General features: G+C 44.7%; 11 protein-coding genes and 2 pseudogenes. 4 read left to right on the top strand and 9 right to left on the bottom strand.

The genetic code is table 11. The features are described from left to right. Positions 1–19: 19 nt before the first annotated feature. Positions 20–1,363: a jacalin-like lectin gene (locus BM415_RS15485; protein WP_091159609.1), complete on the bottom strand. Its 1,344-nt coding sequence runs from the start codon at positions 1,361–1,363 to the stop codon at positions 20–22. A 39-nt stretch (positions 1,364–1,402) separates the two neighbouring features. Beyond that, positions 1,403–1,528, bottom strand: coding sequence for a hypothetical protein (locus BM415_RS25815; protein ID WP_280142871.1), 126 nt, complete (start codon positions 1,526–1,528; stop codon positions 1,403–1,405). A 228-nt stretch (positions 1,529–1,756) separates the two neighbouring features. Here BM415_RS25815 and BM415_RS15480 point away from each other — a divergent pair, with 228 nt between their 5' ends. The 3 genes from BM415_RS15480 to BM415_RS15470 all read left to right on the top strand — a co-directional run bounded on the left by BM415_RS15480 (position 1,757) and on the right by BM415_RS15470 (position 6,449). Beyond that, the gene (locus BM415_RS15480; protein ID WP_244533424.1) at positions 1,757–4,075 is read left to right on the top strand and encodes an AraC family transcriptional regulator; all 2,319 of its coding nucleotides are present in this window, start codon (positions 1,757–1,759) and stop codon (positions 4,073–4,075) included. Positions 4,076–4,127: 52 nt separating this feature from the next. Beyond that, complete coding sequence (locus BM415_RS15475; protein ID WP_091159607.1) at positions 4,128–5,753, top strand: extracellular solute-binding protein; 1,626 nt, start codon at positions 4,128–4,130, stop codon at positions 5,751–5,753. A 186-nt stretch (positions 5,754–5,939) separates the two neighbouring features. Beyond that, on the top strand, positions 5,940–6,449 hold the full coding sequence (locus tag BM415_RS15470) for a DUF421 domain-containing protein (RefSeq protein WP_091159606.1): 510 nt from the start codon (positions 5,940–5,942) through the stop codon (positions 6,447–6,449). 121 nt (positions 6,450–6,570) lie between these two features. Here the strand turns inward: BM415_RS15470 and BM415_RS15465 are convergent, their stop codons facing one another. The 4 genes and pseudogenes from BM415_RS15465 to BM415_RS15450 all read right to left on the bottom strand — a co-directional run. Continuing rightward, the gene (locus BM415_RS15465; RefSeq protein ID WP_170862510.1) at positions 6,571–7,986 is read right to left on the bottom strand and encodes a sucrose-specific PTS transporter subunit IIBC; all 1,416 of its coding nucleotides are present in this window, start codon (positions 7,984–7,986) and stop codon (positions 6,571–6,573) included. Positions 7,987–7,988: 2 nt separating this feature from the next. Then, positions 7,989–9,485, bottom strand: a complete 1,497-nt coding sequence (locus tag BM415_RS15460) for a sucrose-6-phosphate hydrolase (protein ID WP_091159603.1) — start codon at positions 9,483–9,485, stop codon at positions 7,989–7,991. 170 nt (positions 9,486–9,655) lie between these two features. Continuing rightward, on the bottom strand, positions 9,656–10,645 hold the full coding sequence (locus BM415_RS15455) for a LacI family DNA-binding transcriptional regulator (RefSeq protein WP_091159601.1): 990 nt from the start codon (positions 10,643–10,645) through the stop codon (positions 9,656–9,658). Positions 10,646–10,740: 95 nt separating this feature from the next. Beyond that, positions 10,741–11,067, bottom strand: a pseudogene (locus BM415_RS15450) (LysR substrate-binding domain-containing protein); the annotation flags it as partial. A 175-nt stretch (positions 11,068–11,242) separates the two neighbouring features. Between BM415_RS15450 and BM415_RS15445 the strand changes: the two are divergent. After that, on the top strand, positions 11,243–12,331 hold the full coding sequence (locus BM415_RS15445) for an NAD(P)-dependent alcohol dehydrogenase (RefSeq protein WP_091159600.1): 1,089 nt from the start codon (positions 11,243–11,245) through the stop codon (positions 12,329–12,331). Positions 12,332–12,520: 189 nt separating this feature from the next. Here the strand turns inward: BM415_RS15445 and BM415_RS15440 are convergent, their stop codons facing one another. The 3 genes and pseudogenes from BM415_RS15440 to BM415_RS15425 all read right to left on the bottom strand — a co-directional run bounded on the left by BM415_RS15440 (position 12,521) and on the right by BM415_RS15425 (position 15,229). Further along, positions 12,521–12,904, bottom strand: coding sequence for an MFS transporter (locus tag BM415_RS15440; protein WP_091159598.1), 384 nt, complete (start codon positions 12,902–12,904; stop codon positions 12,521–12,523). A 16-nt stretch (positions 12,905–12,920) separates the two neighbouring features. Continuing rightward, positions 12,921–13,567, bottom strand: a pseudogene (locus BM415_RS15435) (transposase); the annotation flags it as partial. Positions 13,568–14,074: 507 nt separating this feature from the next. After that, positions 14,075–15,229: a hypothetical protein gene (locus tag BM415_RS15425; protein WP_091159594.1), complete on the bottom strand. Its 1,155-nt coding sequence runs from the start codon at positions 15,227–15,229 to the stop codon at positions 14,075–14,077. Positions 15,230–16,011 lie beyond the last annotated feature (782 nt).

Genomic DNA, 16,011 nt, shown 5'->3' with positions numbered 1-16,011 from the left:
CAGATTACTAGCCTTGCCTTTATCTTGAGGACAAAGGTTTATAAATAACCCCAAGCTGATCCAGCTCATCCCCTGCTCTGCCATAGAATCCGGCAATGTACCATCCTTCTGGAGCATTTAGCACCATCTGTTCTGAGGTCGCCTGCCCACCAGATACTGTATTCCCAAGATTCGTTGTAAGCTGCACATTAAAAATTCGCTTTCCATCATTATACGTGCCTTGACCAATGACAGCCTGGGTCAAATATTCGTTCTCCGCCAGTTGGAGTGTATTCTGCGTTGCAGTTCCGCCATGAGCAAGCACGGTCCCATCCTCGTACACGGTAGATAGTCCATCCACTCTGCTGCCGCTGTCGATCGTAACAGCGCTCATTCGGGAATCCGGGATCTGATCCAGGTCATTAAATCCACTTCCTCCCGGTCCTCCAATGCTTGAGCTGATCTGCACATCTGGAAAAGTGGAATAGGCGAATTCAGCAGTAATCGGATAGTGGTCAGACAGCTGCTCTCCCGTATTCGTCAGGAAGTAACTGTCCTCGATCCGGAAGGACTCTGCATTTAATTGAAGCGCGCTGCTTCCACGGTACAATATTTTGTCCACGATCTCGAAATTAGGTCCGTTCACATCAGACTCATCCATCAATGCTTCTCCGTCTGCCGGAATCTGACCTCCCCGTACAAGATCTACCCACGGATCGTTCAACCCGTTACGCGTCATCAGCATTTCGATATTATCATCAGCACGGGTGTACCGCGTATTGGTATCACCGAAGACGATGACGGCATTGCCTTCCGAGTGCTGCTCTATGTAACTCGACAGCTGCTCTATATTACTGCGCCGTGCAGCAAGAGACTGTTCGTCCGAGCCAGCATCGGCGTGCAGATTATACACGTCAACCTTGACGCCAGGCTCAATCTCATAAGTCATGAACGTAAATCCTTTTGGCGTCAGCTCGTCACTTCCACTGTCAAACAGTCCATACCGATCATTCCAAGTGATGCGCTGCAGATCCCGATAGGGATATCTCGACAGGCTGTTAAGCCCACTTCCAAAGCCCGCAACCCCGCTGCTTGGTGTAAGGTACGGATGCGTAACCTCCGAGATCAGCTCTGCGTGATAGTTGAAATCCTCCTGAACGTTGATGATGTCATATGCATTCAGTTTCGGTGAGATCTGCACCGTATATTCCTCTGGATTGGAGCTTGAGAAGATATCGGGCAGGCCGCCTACGTTATAGCTGAGCACATCGAAGGAGCCTGTCTTGATCTGAGCCTCCGCCGCAGCAGCGGGCTGTGAAGCCAATGGAATCGAAGTGAACAATACAAGTGCCGGCAGCAGGCTGCGCAGCCATTTAGAATTCATTATTTACCCTCCTAATAGATACCTTTTTGAATTGGGGATTCAACCTTCCACAAGCTGATGGGCTAAACAAAATCCGAAAAGCGCAGCGTTTGTTTCAACATTCGTTTGGGCCGATCCTTTCTTTAATGGCAGAATCAGCAGTGTCCTGAAGTCACTTTTCCTCATCCCTCCTTCTCCTGTTCGTATATGAATCGATCTAAATCTAGCATCGGGATCTAACACGCAGCAATATGACAATTACCACCTTCTATAAAAATGGGATATTTCCAAGCGGAATTGGATACTTTTGTGTTTTTGAAGCTGTAATTTTACATTGTGTTAATAAAAATCGTGAATGATTAGGTCGAAGCCTGTCCATTGCATAGGTTATGCTCAAGAGTGGGAGGAGAGTCGATGTTGAAAAAGTGGAATTCTGTATTAGCTAACCTGGCCATTTCTCATATATCCATCGTTCTCGTCATCGTTCTGTTGCTGTGCTCTGCCTTCTATGTATTTTTCACGAACAATTACAAGGAGCAGCTTCATAACAAGAACAGGATTATGATGGAAAACACAGCCCAAACGATTGAATCTACCGTGCTTAAGAGAGTGGAACAGATCTATCTCGACATCTCTCTGGATAAGAGCGCAGATCTTCGTTTATTTGCCGATCCTTCCTACACCGGCCAGCTCAGCAAGGTCATAGACCTGCAGGAGCTGATCAAGTCCAAAGTAACGAATAATTCGGATCTTGTGCATGCGGTTCATCTCTACTATCCAGAAGAACGGATCATGCTATCTTCAAACCACGGGCTGAATTATAACGCCGATCAGGGAAGCGGCTCTGTCTATTTTGCAGACTGGATCAACGCCATGCGAGTGAGCAAGGACAGCAGCCTATGGACTACGACCCGGCTGGTCCCACAGGATATCTACTCCAGTCTGCCGGATAGCAATGCTAATGCCCTATTTACATATGTACACAGCTATCCCGTTCAGTCCTCTGGACAAGCGAGCGATCTACTGATTGCTATCGACGTCAAGGAGAGCGCCGTCAGCTCTATCATTCAGAGCATGATGCCGTCTCAGTACAAGGACACCTACACTCTGGATTCGTCCGGAATTACGGTAAGTGATACAAGCAAGGGAAGCATCGGTGTCTACCGGGATTATGATTCCGGCGTACGCAGGGCGCTCATGTCCGACGCCTCATCGGGAAGGTTTATGGAGACAATCCATCATACCGACTATGTCGTTTCTTATCATACGCTTGAGACAACCGGCTGGAAGATCTACAGCGCAGTGCCTGCCAGCACCTTTTATGAGCAGTCAGACTTTATTCAGAAGCTGATTGTCGGCATCTGCCTGTTTGCCATTCTGCTCGGCACCATTTTATCCGGCATATTGGCAATGGCCAGCTACAACCCGATCAAACGCATCGTGAACAAGATCAAGGATTCTACAGATCATGCACCTGATCAGGTTCAGAATGAATACGGGCTTATTGATACGGCTTTTAGTAAGCTGAGCAACAAGGTAAGCAGCTTGGAAGAGACGCTAATGGCAAACAGCTCCGTCATCAAGCATAATGTGGTGCTGAACATGCTTCGTAACGCATACACCCCTGATGAATTGACAGAAGAACTGTCCTTCCTCGGCATTCCACGGCCATATACGTATTACTGCTGCCTGCTCCTGAGTCTAGGGGAAGCTGACACTGAGTCTGATCAGGCCAAGGAATCGTTTGCCCGTCATATAATGAACGAGTTGAACGCCGGCTCCTTGCATGAGCATTATGTTATTGCCGAGGAGCTCCCGGACAATAAAATGGCGGTAATCGTGTGCGCTAATCAAGCGGCTGATTCCTTGCTGGAGGAAATCTCAGCTCTGCTGCTGTCTTCGGGCAGAAGTCTGTTCCATTCGAGTATTCAATTATCCTGGGGCTGCTGGGTGCAGGAGATGAAGGATATTCACCTTAGCTATAGCGAGGCAGTGACGCTGATGAAATATGGATATTTCCTGCCGGAGCGGACGATTCTGAAGGACCGTCTTATTCTCACACGTGAGCATAGTCTTGAAGAGATTCCACAGTCCATGCTGAGCAGGTTTAGAGATAAGCTGCAGACCCGGCAGTCTGAAGAAATGATCGGCGCCGTGGATACATTGATCAGAACTTTGCAGGAAGGAACATATCCTGCTCACTATTGCCATTTCATTCTGGCAAATATCGTATTTATGTACTCTGATTATCTGAAGAGCATCCGCTATAAGCCTCCTGTCGATGAGCAAGTGGATCTATATCAGCAGTACCTTCAGCTAAGCGATATTCATAAGTTTCGAGCATGGCTCACCGAGTCTATTGCCACATTTACTGCCCAGATGGAAAAAAGAAGCAGCGAAAGAGCCGTATCCAGCATTGAGCTGGCCAGGCAGTATATCGACCTTCATCTATCGGAGGATCTGTCCCTTGATGCCGTGGCGGCGAAAGTGTTTATCAGTCCTAAGTATTTGAGCAGGCTCTTTAAAGAGGAGCTCGGGGTCACATATACCGAATATGTCACCACCCAGCGTCTCGAAAAGGCGAAAGCGCTGATTGAAAGCAGCCATATGACGATCGAGCAGGTTGCAAGTACGGTCGGCTATGGAACCTCCGCCTATTTTATCAAGAAATTCAAGGAAACTTACGGCTGTACGCCGCGCAATTACATGCGCAGCATGGCGGAGCAGGCATAATGCTCTACGCAGCCAGTTCAGGATCAAACTTCGCTTAAGGTAGGTTTTTCACATGATGATGAAGACAATTCCGTCTCTTGCCCTCCTTATTGCCCTGCTTAGCATAATCAGCGGCTGTGACATCAAGCCGGATGCAGGGTCCGGCCCAGCAGATCAGCAAGCCTCCACCTCCACAAGTACACCGCGTTACCAGATTTCATGGACCATGCATCTGAATCTGCCGGTGCCGGAGGATGCCGAGATGGTTCAGCAGGTGGAGGATCGGTTCAACGTGGATTTGAACATCTGGAATATAGAGAACAACCGCTATGAAGCACTGCTCGATAAAAGGATAGCGGAAGACGAAATTCCGGATCTGTTCAGGGTTAGACAGCCGCAGGACCTGCTAAGGTATCAACAGCAAGGACTGCTCGCGGAAATTCCCGAGGAGATGCTGAATGAATATGCACCAAACATTATGAAGGCTCTCGAAGACTATGCCCCGGACTATCAGGATGATGGTATGATTGATGGCAAATATTACGGTATTCCCGGTATCAATCCCACCAATATTTATCGCATGCCTGTCGTCTACCGTCAGGACTGGCTTGACAAGCTTGGGCTGTCGGTACCGGATACGCTGGAAGAATTCGAACAGGTCATCTACGCGTTTACGAACGGAGATCCGGATGGCAATGGCCTGAAGGATACCTACGGCTTGTCCAGACAAGGAATGAATGTGGTCTTCGGTGCCTTCGGTCAGATCGTCTTCGCGGATCAACTCTACTTCGGCAAGAAGGATGGACAGCTCGTCGTCGGTGCACTGGAGCCGGAGATGAAAGAAGCGTTGCAGTATCTTCGCAAATGGTACCAGGACGGTGTCATTGATCCTGAGTTTATTACAGGTGAGAATAAAGGGGGCTATAAGCATCTCTCTCATGCCTTTATTGATGGGAGAATCGGCATGACCTCCATGGGCAATTATTATCACTGGATTCAAGACGGCGATTATATGACACTGAATGCGTATGGTGAGGAGACGCCTGTAGGGGCCGCATTTAACGCGAAGGAATTAATCGTCAAAAATCCGCAGGCTCGAATTGTCTTCGGCCGTCCCTTCAGCGGACCGGATGGGAAGCGTGGCTCCCAGGCCTACGATATGCTGATGAGCTTCACAGCTATTGGTGCAGATGCTGCAAAAGAGCCCGGCAAAATGGAGGAGATTTTGAAGATTCTGGACTACGTCAGCGCAAATCCTGATGTGGATGAGTACACTTCCATGATCCATGGTGTTCAGGGGAAGCATTGGAATTGGGCGGGAACCACACAGGAGGATGTCATTGTGCTTCCTCCTTATGACAAGATGTTCAGCTATCAAAATAGTATCGGCGCTAACATCGGAATGACCGTGCCCCTCATGCCTTCAGCACGAAGAGAGCAATGGGCCTCTACGCTGGGCTTGGATCAGGATGGCATATACAATGCATTGGAAGTTGCAACACCTTCTCTGACTGCTAAAGGACCCGATCTGATTCAATTAAAAAACAAGGCCTATATTTCAATTATTACGGGAGAGAAGCCACTCCATTACTTTGACGACTTCGTTAAAGAATTTATGGCAGCCGGCGGAACAGCGGTGATTCTGGAAGCCAATGACTGGTATTCCAAGCATGCGGTGAAGCTGGATGCAGAGAGTTGATTGATGATCGTGATCAAAATCATTGTGTGAACTGTGCATAGAAAGGGAAGCAATCCCTGCAGGAGGATTGCTTTCGGCATTATTATAGTGTATTCCTAAAACGCATTGGAATTGAAGATATTCCTGTTGATGCTGGATACGGGCAAAATACGGGTAAGGAATATTAGATTCCTAAAGGAGGCCGCTATGCTTTTTGACAACTGGTATTCCCTATTCCGTATCTTCATCGTCGGCATGCTCAGCTATTTCGCGCTCATTCTGATGCTCCGCACATCCAGCAACCGAACACTTTCCCAGATGAATGCTTTCGATTTCACTGTATCGGTTGCCGTTGGTTCAGTTCTTGCTACTGTAATTTTGGATGCGAACATCTCTTTGGCAGAAGGATTAGCCGCTTTCCTTCTCCTTCTTGGACTACAGTTTGTCGTGAGCTGGCTGTCTATGAAATTTCCCTCCGTGAACAAACTCATCAAGTCGGAGCCTCATTTATTGTTCTACCACGGGCAATTTTTGAGTAAAGCCTTGAAGAAGACCCGTATCCAGAAAGATGATATATATCAGGCTGCGAGAAGCGAAGGACTAGACAGCATGGACTCCGTTGCTGTTGTTGTTCTGGAACCAAACGGCAGTCTATCCATTGTGAAAGCCAATGAGAGAGAATCAGCAGAAACGTTACAGCCTGTCCACGAGCCGTAACACACCACCTGCCCTTCTCCTTAGTCCCGATAAGCAATACAACGAGGATCTCCAACCAAGATATTTCGCAGCAGCTTAAAAAGGCGCCTCTCACGGGATTCCCCGTAATAGGCGCCTCGTTTTATTGGGCTTGTGACTTCAATTGATCCAGCATTTTGTCGTTAAATCCGAACATCCAGGTCAACAAAAAGGTAATCGCCATTGCTGTTAGATTACACACAATGTACCATGGAAGCTGGCTGTTCAAATACAGGAGTGTGCCTGGAATAACAGTGATGGCCATGCCCGTTGCCTCCAGCTGGAAAAGGGATGCCATGAAGCCGCCGATTCCCCCTCCGATGAGACCCATGATGAAGGGCTTCACATAACGCAGGTTTACTCCAAAAATAGCTGGCTCCGATATGCCGAGAAAGGCGGAAAAGGAGGAAGGCAAAGACAAAGCCTTCAGCTTGTTGTTCTTGGTCTTCAGACCAACGGCCAGACAAGCCGCGCCTTGAGCGGCCATAGCGCTTGTCACAATGGCGTTGAACGGGTTGCTTCCCGTCTGCTCCAGCAGCTGAATCTCAAGAAAGTTAAAGATATGATGTACACCTGTTACCACAATAATCTGGTTGAAGAAACCGATCATTAGGCCGGCAATGCCTAACGGAAGGCCGAGCAAGAATGTGGTAGCATTAAGAACGACCTCTTCAAGTGAATGGAAGATCGGTCCAATTGCAAACAGGCCGAGAATAATCATGACTAGCAGCGTTAAGAATGGGGTAACAATCAAGTCTATCGCTTCTGGAATCCTCTTTCTTAAATATCGCTCAAACTTTGCCCCGAGAAGGCCGATGAAGAAGGCTGGCAGAACGGAGCCCTGGTATCCCACCACCGGAATAAATCCGAATATTTCTAATGCCTCCGCTGAGCCGTTCGCTACGCTGTACGCATTCGGCAGCGCCGGGTTGACGAGCATCAGACCGAGAACGATACCCAGCACCGGACTTCCACCAAACACTTTGAACGAGGACCAGGCCACAAGTGCAGGCAAGAACGCAAAGGCCGTATCGGTCAGCACCTGTGTGAGCATGAGGAAATTTGCCGAGATATCATCCGGGGTCATGCCGAACCAGGCGAGGATTGTCTCTTGTGTCAGCAGACCGCGAAGACCCATGAACAGACCGGTTGCGACCAATACTGGAATAATCGGAACGAATACATCTCCAAAGGTGCGGATGGCCCGCTGAAACATATTTCCGGATTTTTTCGATTCTGATTTCAGCTCTTCCTTGCTTGTGCTCTCCAGTCCCAGACTTTCCACTGCTTCAAAAATCTGATTTACGGTGCCCGTGCCGAAAATGATCTGATACTGACCGGAATTGAAGAACGCACCTTTAACCTTGTTAATGTTCTCTACTTTGTTCTGGTCGATCTTCTGTTGGTCATGAACCATAATGCGAAGCCGTGTCGCACAGTGAGCAAAGGAAGCAATGTTCTCCCTGCCACCGATGGCTTCTACTACCTGCTTAGCGATTTCGCGGTTATCTGCTGCCATACTCAATCCTTCCCTTCTCTATCGTTTACGGCATGGGCCAAATCCCATTTAGCGACCTTCAAGCCGGAACTACCATTATTTGCAAAAAAATAAATTCCTCTGCTGCCAGACTGAGGAAAAATACGGCTTGTAAACACTTCTTCACCATCATTTATAAACAGCTCGACTGAGGAGGTGTCTACGAACAGATGAAATTTGACGTTCTCTCCATCTAATCTGCAGGAACGCACGGTTCCATAATCGCTGTCAATCCTTTCACCAGATGCTGAGCGATCCATCGTTATCTTGCCAAGCGCCGCATCATATCTGATCACAGTGCGCTCAGTGTGACCTGCGCGGATTTCTAAACCGACCGCTTCAGCATCAATAGCTTCAAACTCACATATCATTTCGTAAGCAGTTCCTTCTATCCCGTTGTAGGATTTGGTCTCACTGATTAAAGTGTCCTGTACTCCGGCTTGTTCCCCCCGAAGTTTCCTCAACTCTTCTACAGGCTTCTGAATGAGCTTGCCGTTTCGAAGCTCTAGTGTTCTTGGCAAAGTCAGGCAGTGCGCCCATCCATGCGTATCGGTGGGATATCCGATTTCCGGCTGCCCCATCCAGGCAACCAGAATTCGACGTCCCTGCTCATCTTCCATCGTCTGGGGAGCATAATAATCAAACCCTCGGTCCAGCTCCTGAAAGACGCCATGCTCAAACTCAAGGGTCTCCCAGTTCAGGGGCATGCCTGAAATATAACCGGACTGGTAAATGTTTCGAAAATGGTCTCCCTCTGCCTCCAGTCCCTGCGGGCAAAAGATGAAGACTCCCTGACCATTCAGCTCAAAATAATCGGGGCATTCCCACATGTAACCAAAATCCTTCAGTTCTGTCTTCAGCTCTCCTGCAAACAGCCAATTTATTAGATCCGTAGATTTATATAAAACAGCAGTTCCCGCGAGATCCTTCCTCTGGGCACCAATAATGCATCGATAGCCATCCTCGACTTTCCACACCTTCGGATCCCGAAAATGCTCTGTGTATCCTTCGGGCACATGGTCGATCAGGGGCTTATCGAGCTTTGTAATATATCCGTCTGCGTCCATGACAGCCATACACTGATAAGGACGTCTGTTCCAGTCCTCATCCCGGGTGTTTCCCGTATACATCAAATGAAGCTTTCCGTCCTTCACTATTCCGCTCCCCGAGTAGGCTCCCAGCGAATCATAGGGTTCATTTGGCTCAATAGCAATTCCAGCGTTGCGCCAATATGCCAAATCCTTTGAGGCTGTGTGGTACCAATATTTGAGACCATGATAGGTTCCCAGCGGAAACCACTGATAAAAGAGGTGATATTCCCCTGCATAATAGGTAAATCCGTTGGGATCGTTTAATAGTCCGGTCAGGGGCTGTATATGATATGTCTGCCTCCAGTCGCTCTCCTTAACCCGTTTTCGCAATTCTGCTATTTCTTCTGGGGGGGCCTGTTCCAGACGGCGGTATTTCAGCTCTCTGTCCATATCTCTCTCCTTCCTTTCAATCTATCTGTTTCCTGTCAACCTGAAGATCTGTGCTGCAGCTAAAAAATGTTGGAACCGGTTCCAATTGAGAGTGAAAATAATGAACTCAGTCCCAAAGTCATGTCAAACTTTCTTTGGAACCGGTTCCTATATCTTCAGTATAAGGGATGCTACTCTACGTTGTCAACGCTTTCACGCTCCATAAATTCATAATGCAGGACGGTGAGGCTGTCGACTGATTCCTCATGAACAAGCCTTATAATTTGGCGCGCTGCCAAGCATCCTCCATCCCAATACCCATATTTTACGGTCGTAAGGCCGGGATGAATCATCTCAGTTACTTCATAGCCGCCAAAGCCTGTTACAGAAAGGTCTTTGGGGATTTGAATCCCTCTCATATGGGCTGCCTTCATAACGCCTAGTGCAATATTGTCCGTTGCACACACGATTGCTGACGGGCGGTCCAAGCCATCCAATATGCCAGAAGCGGCCTCCACAGCTGCCGACATCCTGAATCCACTCTCGAAAAAATCGACCTCGGCCTTCTCCTGTTCCTTCACTGCTTTTTGGAAACCGAGCTTCCGCTGAAGCCCTACAGCTTCGTCCTTTTCAGTTACACCTAAGTACGCTATCTTACGATGGCCCTTGGTTAAAATATACTGTCCGATGTCATAGCCTGCGGCGAAATCGTTGTATATAATGCTGTATACCTTCTGGTGCTGCTGTCCAAGAAATATAACTGGAATTCCGATTTCTTCAACCGCCGTCAAATGGGCTTGCGTAATTTCGGTTGCAAATAGAATAATGCCGGATATTTTTTGTCGTGCCAGATCATATAATGCTTCGATTTCCCGGGAGAGATTCTGGTTGGTGTTAACAATCAGGAGCTGGTACCCGTTCTGTCTCAGCTCTTCATCCATGCCGGTCACGGTTTGCGAAGCCGAAAAGGAGTCGAGGCGCGGCACAATGGCACCAATCATGCTTGTCTTCTTCGCTTTCAGGCTTTGGGCAAAAGAGTTTGGAATATAGCCGGTGTCCTTGATGACCTGCTCTATTTTTCGGCGGGTCACATCACTGACTGACCCTCCGTTTAGATACCGGGACACCGTGCTTTTAGCCACTCCAACAATTTTGGCAATATCTGCAATGGTGTTCTTCATGTGATTCCCCCCTTCACTTTATCTTCTTCTAAATATAACACGTGTAGAAGAACGAACAAAAACGGGAACTTGACGGGTAATCCTGCTTAGTTCATTCAACAATCATCGTGTCCCGATTGGTCGGCTGATGCGAAAAATTCCGAAAGAAAACGATAGAACAACTGCTCCGTTGGCAGCAACTTGCGCTGTGTTGGAATGATAACACCTACAGTCCGAGTCACCTCAGGATCGACGAGAGGAATTTTTACCGTGGAATGCTGGATATTGTCAACCAAGGTGACCTCGGGCATTAGCGCAACACCAAGTCCTGCGGACACCAATCCTTTTAAGGCGTCAATATCATTCCCTTCGAAGGCAATATGGGGAGTAAACCCGATCTCACTGCACGCTTGCAGCACAATCTCCCGGAATATCGTCCCTTCTGACAGCGTAACAGGAAAGCACAGACAATAGAAACAGCTGTTGGTGGTAAAAAGAGTAACCTCATTTATAGACAGTTTAAAGTATGAATAACACACAAATGAGTTGCTTGAATAAATGAATTAGGGTTGAAGATACTAAATTGGATAAAAATAAATATTTGAAGGAGGTATCTTCATGAAGATAAGAGCTGCAGTTACACAAGGTCAAGGTCAAGAGTTTGTTATAGAAGATATAGATCTTGCTGAACCAAAGTCTAATGAAGTATTAGTGAAAATCATTGCAACCGGTGTTTGTCATACAGACGCCGTTGCTCGTGATGCTGCAATCGCGCCGCTTCCAGCTGTTTTAGGTCATGAAGGAGCTGGTATTGTTGAAAAAATTGGAGATAACGTTAAAAATGTCAAGCCCGGTGATCATGTAGTATTATCATTCGCGCACTGTGGTCATTGTCAAAACTGTTTAACCGGACATCCGTCAGTTTGTGAAACATTTAATGAACTTAATTTTGGTGGCGTTAACGATGACTATACTCATCGCTTATCTAAAGATGGTACTGAATTATCAACATTCTTTGGTCAATCATCATTCGGAACATTTGCCGTCTCGCACGAACGAAATGTAGTAAAAGTGGATGAGGATGTTGATTTAGTCTTATTAGGTCCATTAGGCTGCGGTATCCAAACTGGTGCTGGTACAGTCCTAAACAAACTTCAACCTAAATTTGGCGCGTCTATTGCAATTTATGGCGCTGGCGCAGTCGGATTAAGTGCTATCATGGCCGCAAAAATTGCTGGATGTAAAAACATAATAGCTGTAGATGTGTACGATAATCGACTTGAACTGGCAAAAGAACTCGGTGCAACTCATTTATTGAATGGTAAAAAAGTTGATATAGTAAAAGAAATTAAAGAGATAACAAAAGGAGGAACAGAATATGCTGTTGATACAACAGGTGTTCCGCCTGTAATCCGTCAATCTTTGAAAGCATTACGTTCACTGGGTATTGTAGCAATTGTAGGTGTTACACCTGAAATGAATATTGATATTCATAATGATCTAATGGCTGAAGGTAAAACGATGATAGGTGTAATAGAAGGAGATTCAGTCCCTCAAATCTTTATCCCACAACTTATCGAATACTACAAAAAAGGATTATTTCCTTTCGACAAATTAGTTAAATTCTATGATTTTAATCAAATTAATGAAGCATTTGCCGCTTCAAAATCTGGCGAAGTTCTTAAACCGATTTTAAAAATTCAGTAACTCGGAGCGGCTCCTATTCCTCCCAGATGTGCCTTGTATCCATAGCCGCCATTAATACACTGAAAACAACGAATGATGCTCAAGCTTGAGCGTCATTCGTTGTTTCCAGGATGGATGTAATTGTTATTATGCCATCTCTCATATTCATTTGATAACCAACCAATACAACACTTTTTAAGTTATCCCCACTTATTTTCTGTTGATTTTCATAGAAGCTAGTGGAGTAAATAATCTAACCATTATTCCAGATAGTATAATTATTACTCCCCCCAATGCGATAATAATAGAATTACCAAAAATATCAGCAAACAAGCCTGCTAACAAATAACCTATAGGCAAAAATCCAACACTTATTGTCATGATTACTGCATAAATTTGTGCTTGCTGATGTTCTGGTACCGTTGTCTGTATAATTACTATTTCAGGGACGTTTATTGCGGTTGTACATATTCCGAAAATAAATGCAGCGCTAACTACTAACCATATTAAAGGGATTGTTCCTATTAACGTTAGCATAATGCCTTGCAGAATACCGGCTCCAATAAACATTGCGCCTTGTTTCGTTATATCCATTTTAGTCAGGATTAATCATCATGTAGCCACTGTCTGGGTCTGTTTTGCTCACTTTAATTTCTTTTTCTTCTACCACGTCCTCTCTTGGTTTCAGTACTTTTTTCCATGGGCTTTACGATCTGCTTCTACCGCGGTATTGAGATCCTCCATATATTCTCGAGTATTTTGCAGCACCTGTTCCTTTGTGAATTGGTGCTTGTTGGCATTTGCCTTTACGTGAGTGGAATCCGTTACAAGAACGCGACCTCCAACCATTCGGTGCTGAATGGCTTGAAGGACAATCTCATCAAAAATTTTTTGGAAAATGTTTGTGTTTTTAAACCGAGTACGACGGTTCCAGCTAATCGTGGAGTGGTCAGGGACTTTATTGGTTAAGCCTACACCCAGGAACCAGCGATAAGCCAGATTGGTTTGGATTTCGCGTTCCAATTGGCGTTCGGAACGAATGCCATAAAAATATCCGAGAAAAGTCATCTTAAAAAGAACTACCGGATCAATGGCCGGACGGCCATTATTTTCGCAGTACAAAGGACGAACTTTCGCATCAATAAAGGAAAAATCAATATATTTATCTATTTTGCGAAGCAAGTGATCTTGAGGCACCAATTCTTCGATAGACACAAATTCGTAAGCTTGTTGTTTTTCTCGATTTGAACGCAGCATAGGTAACACCTTCCGATCTTATTAGTTACCTATATTATACAATATTAACGCGGTGTCGTGTTGAACTATAGAGAAATAAAAATGGCTGCCGAGACTTTCTCGACAGCCTGAATACGTCATAAAGACGTATTCTTCTTCATTATTTATTGTCTAATTTTTCTTTCAACTAGCAAACAAACTACAATAAAAATTATAAGAATAAAAGTAAGCATTAATGAAACATTAAAGTAAGTATGAAACATCTCCAATGACCATCTGTCATCAGGAAGAATCAATCTTGCAATACTACTCCCTATCGTATAACCTCCATCTTGGAGATCTGGCCTTAAGTTCTGGGAATAATTTTGACTTAAACTTATATTCGCTAGTAAAGACAGCAAAGTTAGTAGACAGAAAGTCAAGCTTAAATAGTATTTAAAACCAACTTTTTTGAAAAGGTATAAGGATGAGATAGATAGTAAAATACACAATAATATGTAAATCATCTAATCCTCCTTAGTTCAATAGTTATTTTGCTGAGAAATCTTCCCTTAACCATGTTAATGACACAGGATATTGATCACCCTCTGAGTTGGTAATAAAATCATCACCGCTTACATCAACCGAATAGATTCGATCTGCATTAACCAATGTTTTTAAGGAAGAGGAATCTACTTTTGCCTGAACTGCCGTATAGCCTTTAAAATCTATAACAACATTTTCGCTCTCCATAGAGACTTCATCAAGTCCTTGTCTAAAGGACGTAACTCTATCCCCGTTTTCGTCAATTCCCCTTGCTTCTACATATTCTACATTCAAGTTGGTAGTATCTGCAAGTTCTTTTACTACGGAAAAATCAACAGGAGAATCAAATGTAATAGTTACAGCAACATCTTTTAAATTTTTCTCACTTAAATCACTGACAGTCTTGATATTGTTATTTAAGTAATCCATTAAATTATTTGAATTTATGGCTTCGTATTGTGAGATAGCATCAAACGAAGATTCAGTATCTGGAGAATTAATAGCTGCTTGCTCTACTTCCTGAGTATTACTTATAGCAGAAGGCATAGATCCTAGACTATCACCGTAAGTAAAAGTGTGTTGAATTGCTGTGGATTGAGTACAAGTATTGTAATCAAGAAGTCCTTTCTCACTGATACCCATTTGTGCTTGGATCTTTCCACTATCCCCAGATCCACCATCTCTTAAATCATTCCATCTTGTTTCCATATAGTAACTTGTTGTTGTATTTACTGTGCCTAAAGCAGTAACCTCAGACTCATCATCTTGCCCAAAAAAATTATTATCTTCAATGTCCAACTTTGGACTAGGTAAATTTGTTAGTATTTCATCAGCATCTATTTCAAGATCATTAGAATCAGGGACAGCAGTTTGATCTAGTGTAAAATAAGCATTTGAGTTGTCACACGCAGTACCTGGGTTATCTCCACCATTGTTATAATCCAATATATTTGTGCGGTTAGTTGTATCAAATTTAAAACTAACCCACGTTGCTAGACGAGTAACCCCATTATTAGAAACAAGTGAAGGTATACCCGTACCGGATTTAGGGACGTAAGAACCTCGAGAATAATCAGAATAGCTCCATCCAAAAGCAGTAGCACTAAAAGCAGAGAATGCAGTAATACTTACTAAAAATACTTTTGTACCTCTTTTCATTTTTTATCCTCCTTGAGTTTTAGTTAATCAGATAATAGATTCACAATATTTCACGCTTGATATCACCTCCCCAAAAACAAATTATACACTTATTTTCATTTTTGTAAATATATAACAAATTACATATTGTATTCATTCCCTTTACTTATTTAGGTAGTTATTTGATCCATCATGACATGTTCTTAAAGACACTAGTAAAATTACGTTATTTAAATAAACTTTTTGTTTGCCCTTTCTTTCCCTCAGCCAGCATTTTTACAAGAGAGAAAGAGATTTTCTCACGGATACATAAAAAAGCCCTCGGATGCCCGGGACTGACCCCCATTTAGTGGATATTAAAAAAACACCTATCAGTTTGTGTAGTATACGTTGTGGCCGTCTTCGATTGAAAAAATTGATAAATTTCTCAATTCGACTTTGTGCTCTCTAGCAAATTTCGTATATCTTAAGGATAGAGCCCTTCCGTTTTGAGATGCGAGAGGAAACACTCATAGAGAGCGTTGTCTAGACAATTGCCCCGGCGAGACATGCTGATTTGGGCGCCAACCTTCGGCAGCATGTCGTTGTAGGCATGAGACGTGTGCTGGAATCCTTGGTCGCTGTGATCGATCAATTCAGTCACGTCTCTTTGCTTTGAGAACGCCTTAGCAAATGTTTGAAGCACCAACTCATTGTCATTCCGTTGACTAAAATCGTTAGGCCACAATTTCATTACTAAATAGGTCTTTCACGGCTGAAAGATAGAGCCCGCGCTCGCCAACCCAGTATGGAGTTACATCTGT

It is taken from the genome of Paenibacillus sp. 453mf, from assembly GCF_900116105.1.
Classification (GTDB): Bacteria; Bacillota; Bacilli; order Paenibacillales; family Paenibacillaceae; genus Paenibacillus; species Paenibacillus provencensis.
The sequence above is the reverse complement of the archived record's forward strand: the minus strand, read 5'-3'. Positions and strand labels throughout refer to the sequence as shown.

Coding starts and splice junctions, on each gene's coding strand:
- BM415_RS15485 (WP_091159609.1), bottom strand. CDS start 1,363: ATGAATTCTAAATGGCTGCGCAGCCTGCTGCCGGCACTTGTATTGTTC.
- BM415_RS15425 (WP_091159594.1), bottom strand. CDS start 15,229: ATGAAAAGAGGTACAAAAGTATTTTTAGTAAGTATTACTGCATTCTCT.
- BM415_RS15480 (WP_244533424.1), top strand. CDS start 1,757: ATGTTGAAAAAGTGGAATTCTGTATTAGCTAACCTGGCCATTTCTCAT.
- BM415_RS15445 (WP_091159600.1), top strand. CDS start 11,243: ATGAAGATAAGAGCTGCAGTTACACAAGGTCAAGGTCAAGAGTTTGTT.
- BM415_RS15470 (WP_091159606.1), top strand. CDS start 5,940: ATGCTTTTTGACAACTGGTATTCCCTATTCCGTATCTTCATCGTCGGC.
- BM415_RS15455 (WP_091159601.1), bottom strand. CDS start 10,645: ATGAAGAACACCATTGCAGATATTGCCAAAATTGTTGGAGTGGCTAAA.
- BM415_RS15475 (WP_091159607.1), top strand. CDS start 4,128: ATGATGATGAAGACAATTCCGTCTCTTGCCCTCCTTATTGCCCTGCTT.
- BM415_RS25815 (WP_280142871.1), bottom strand. CDS start 1,528: ATGAGGAAAAGTGACTTCAGGACACTGCTGATTCTGCCATTAAAGAAA.
- BM415_RS15440 (WP_091159598.1), bottom strand. CDS start 12,904: ATGGATATAACGAAACAAGGCGCAATGTTTATTGGAGCCGGTATTCTG.
- BM415_RS15465 (WP_170862510.1), bottom strand. CDS start 7,986: ATGGCAGCAGATAACCGCGAAATCGCTAAGCAGGTAGTAGAAGCCATC.
- BM415_RS15460 (WP_091159603.1), bottom strand. CDS start 9,485: ATGGACAGAGAGCTGAAATACCGCCGTCTGGAACAGGCCCCCCCAGAA.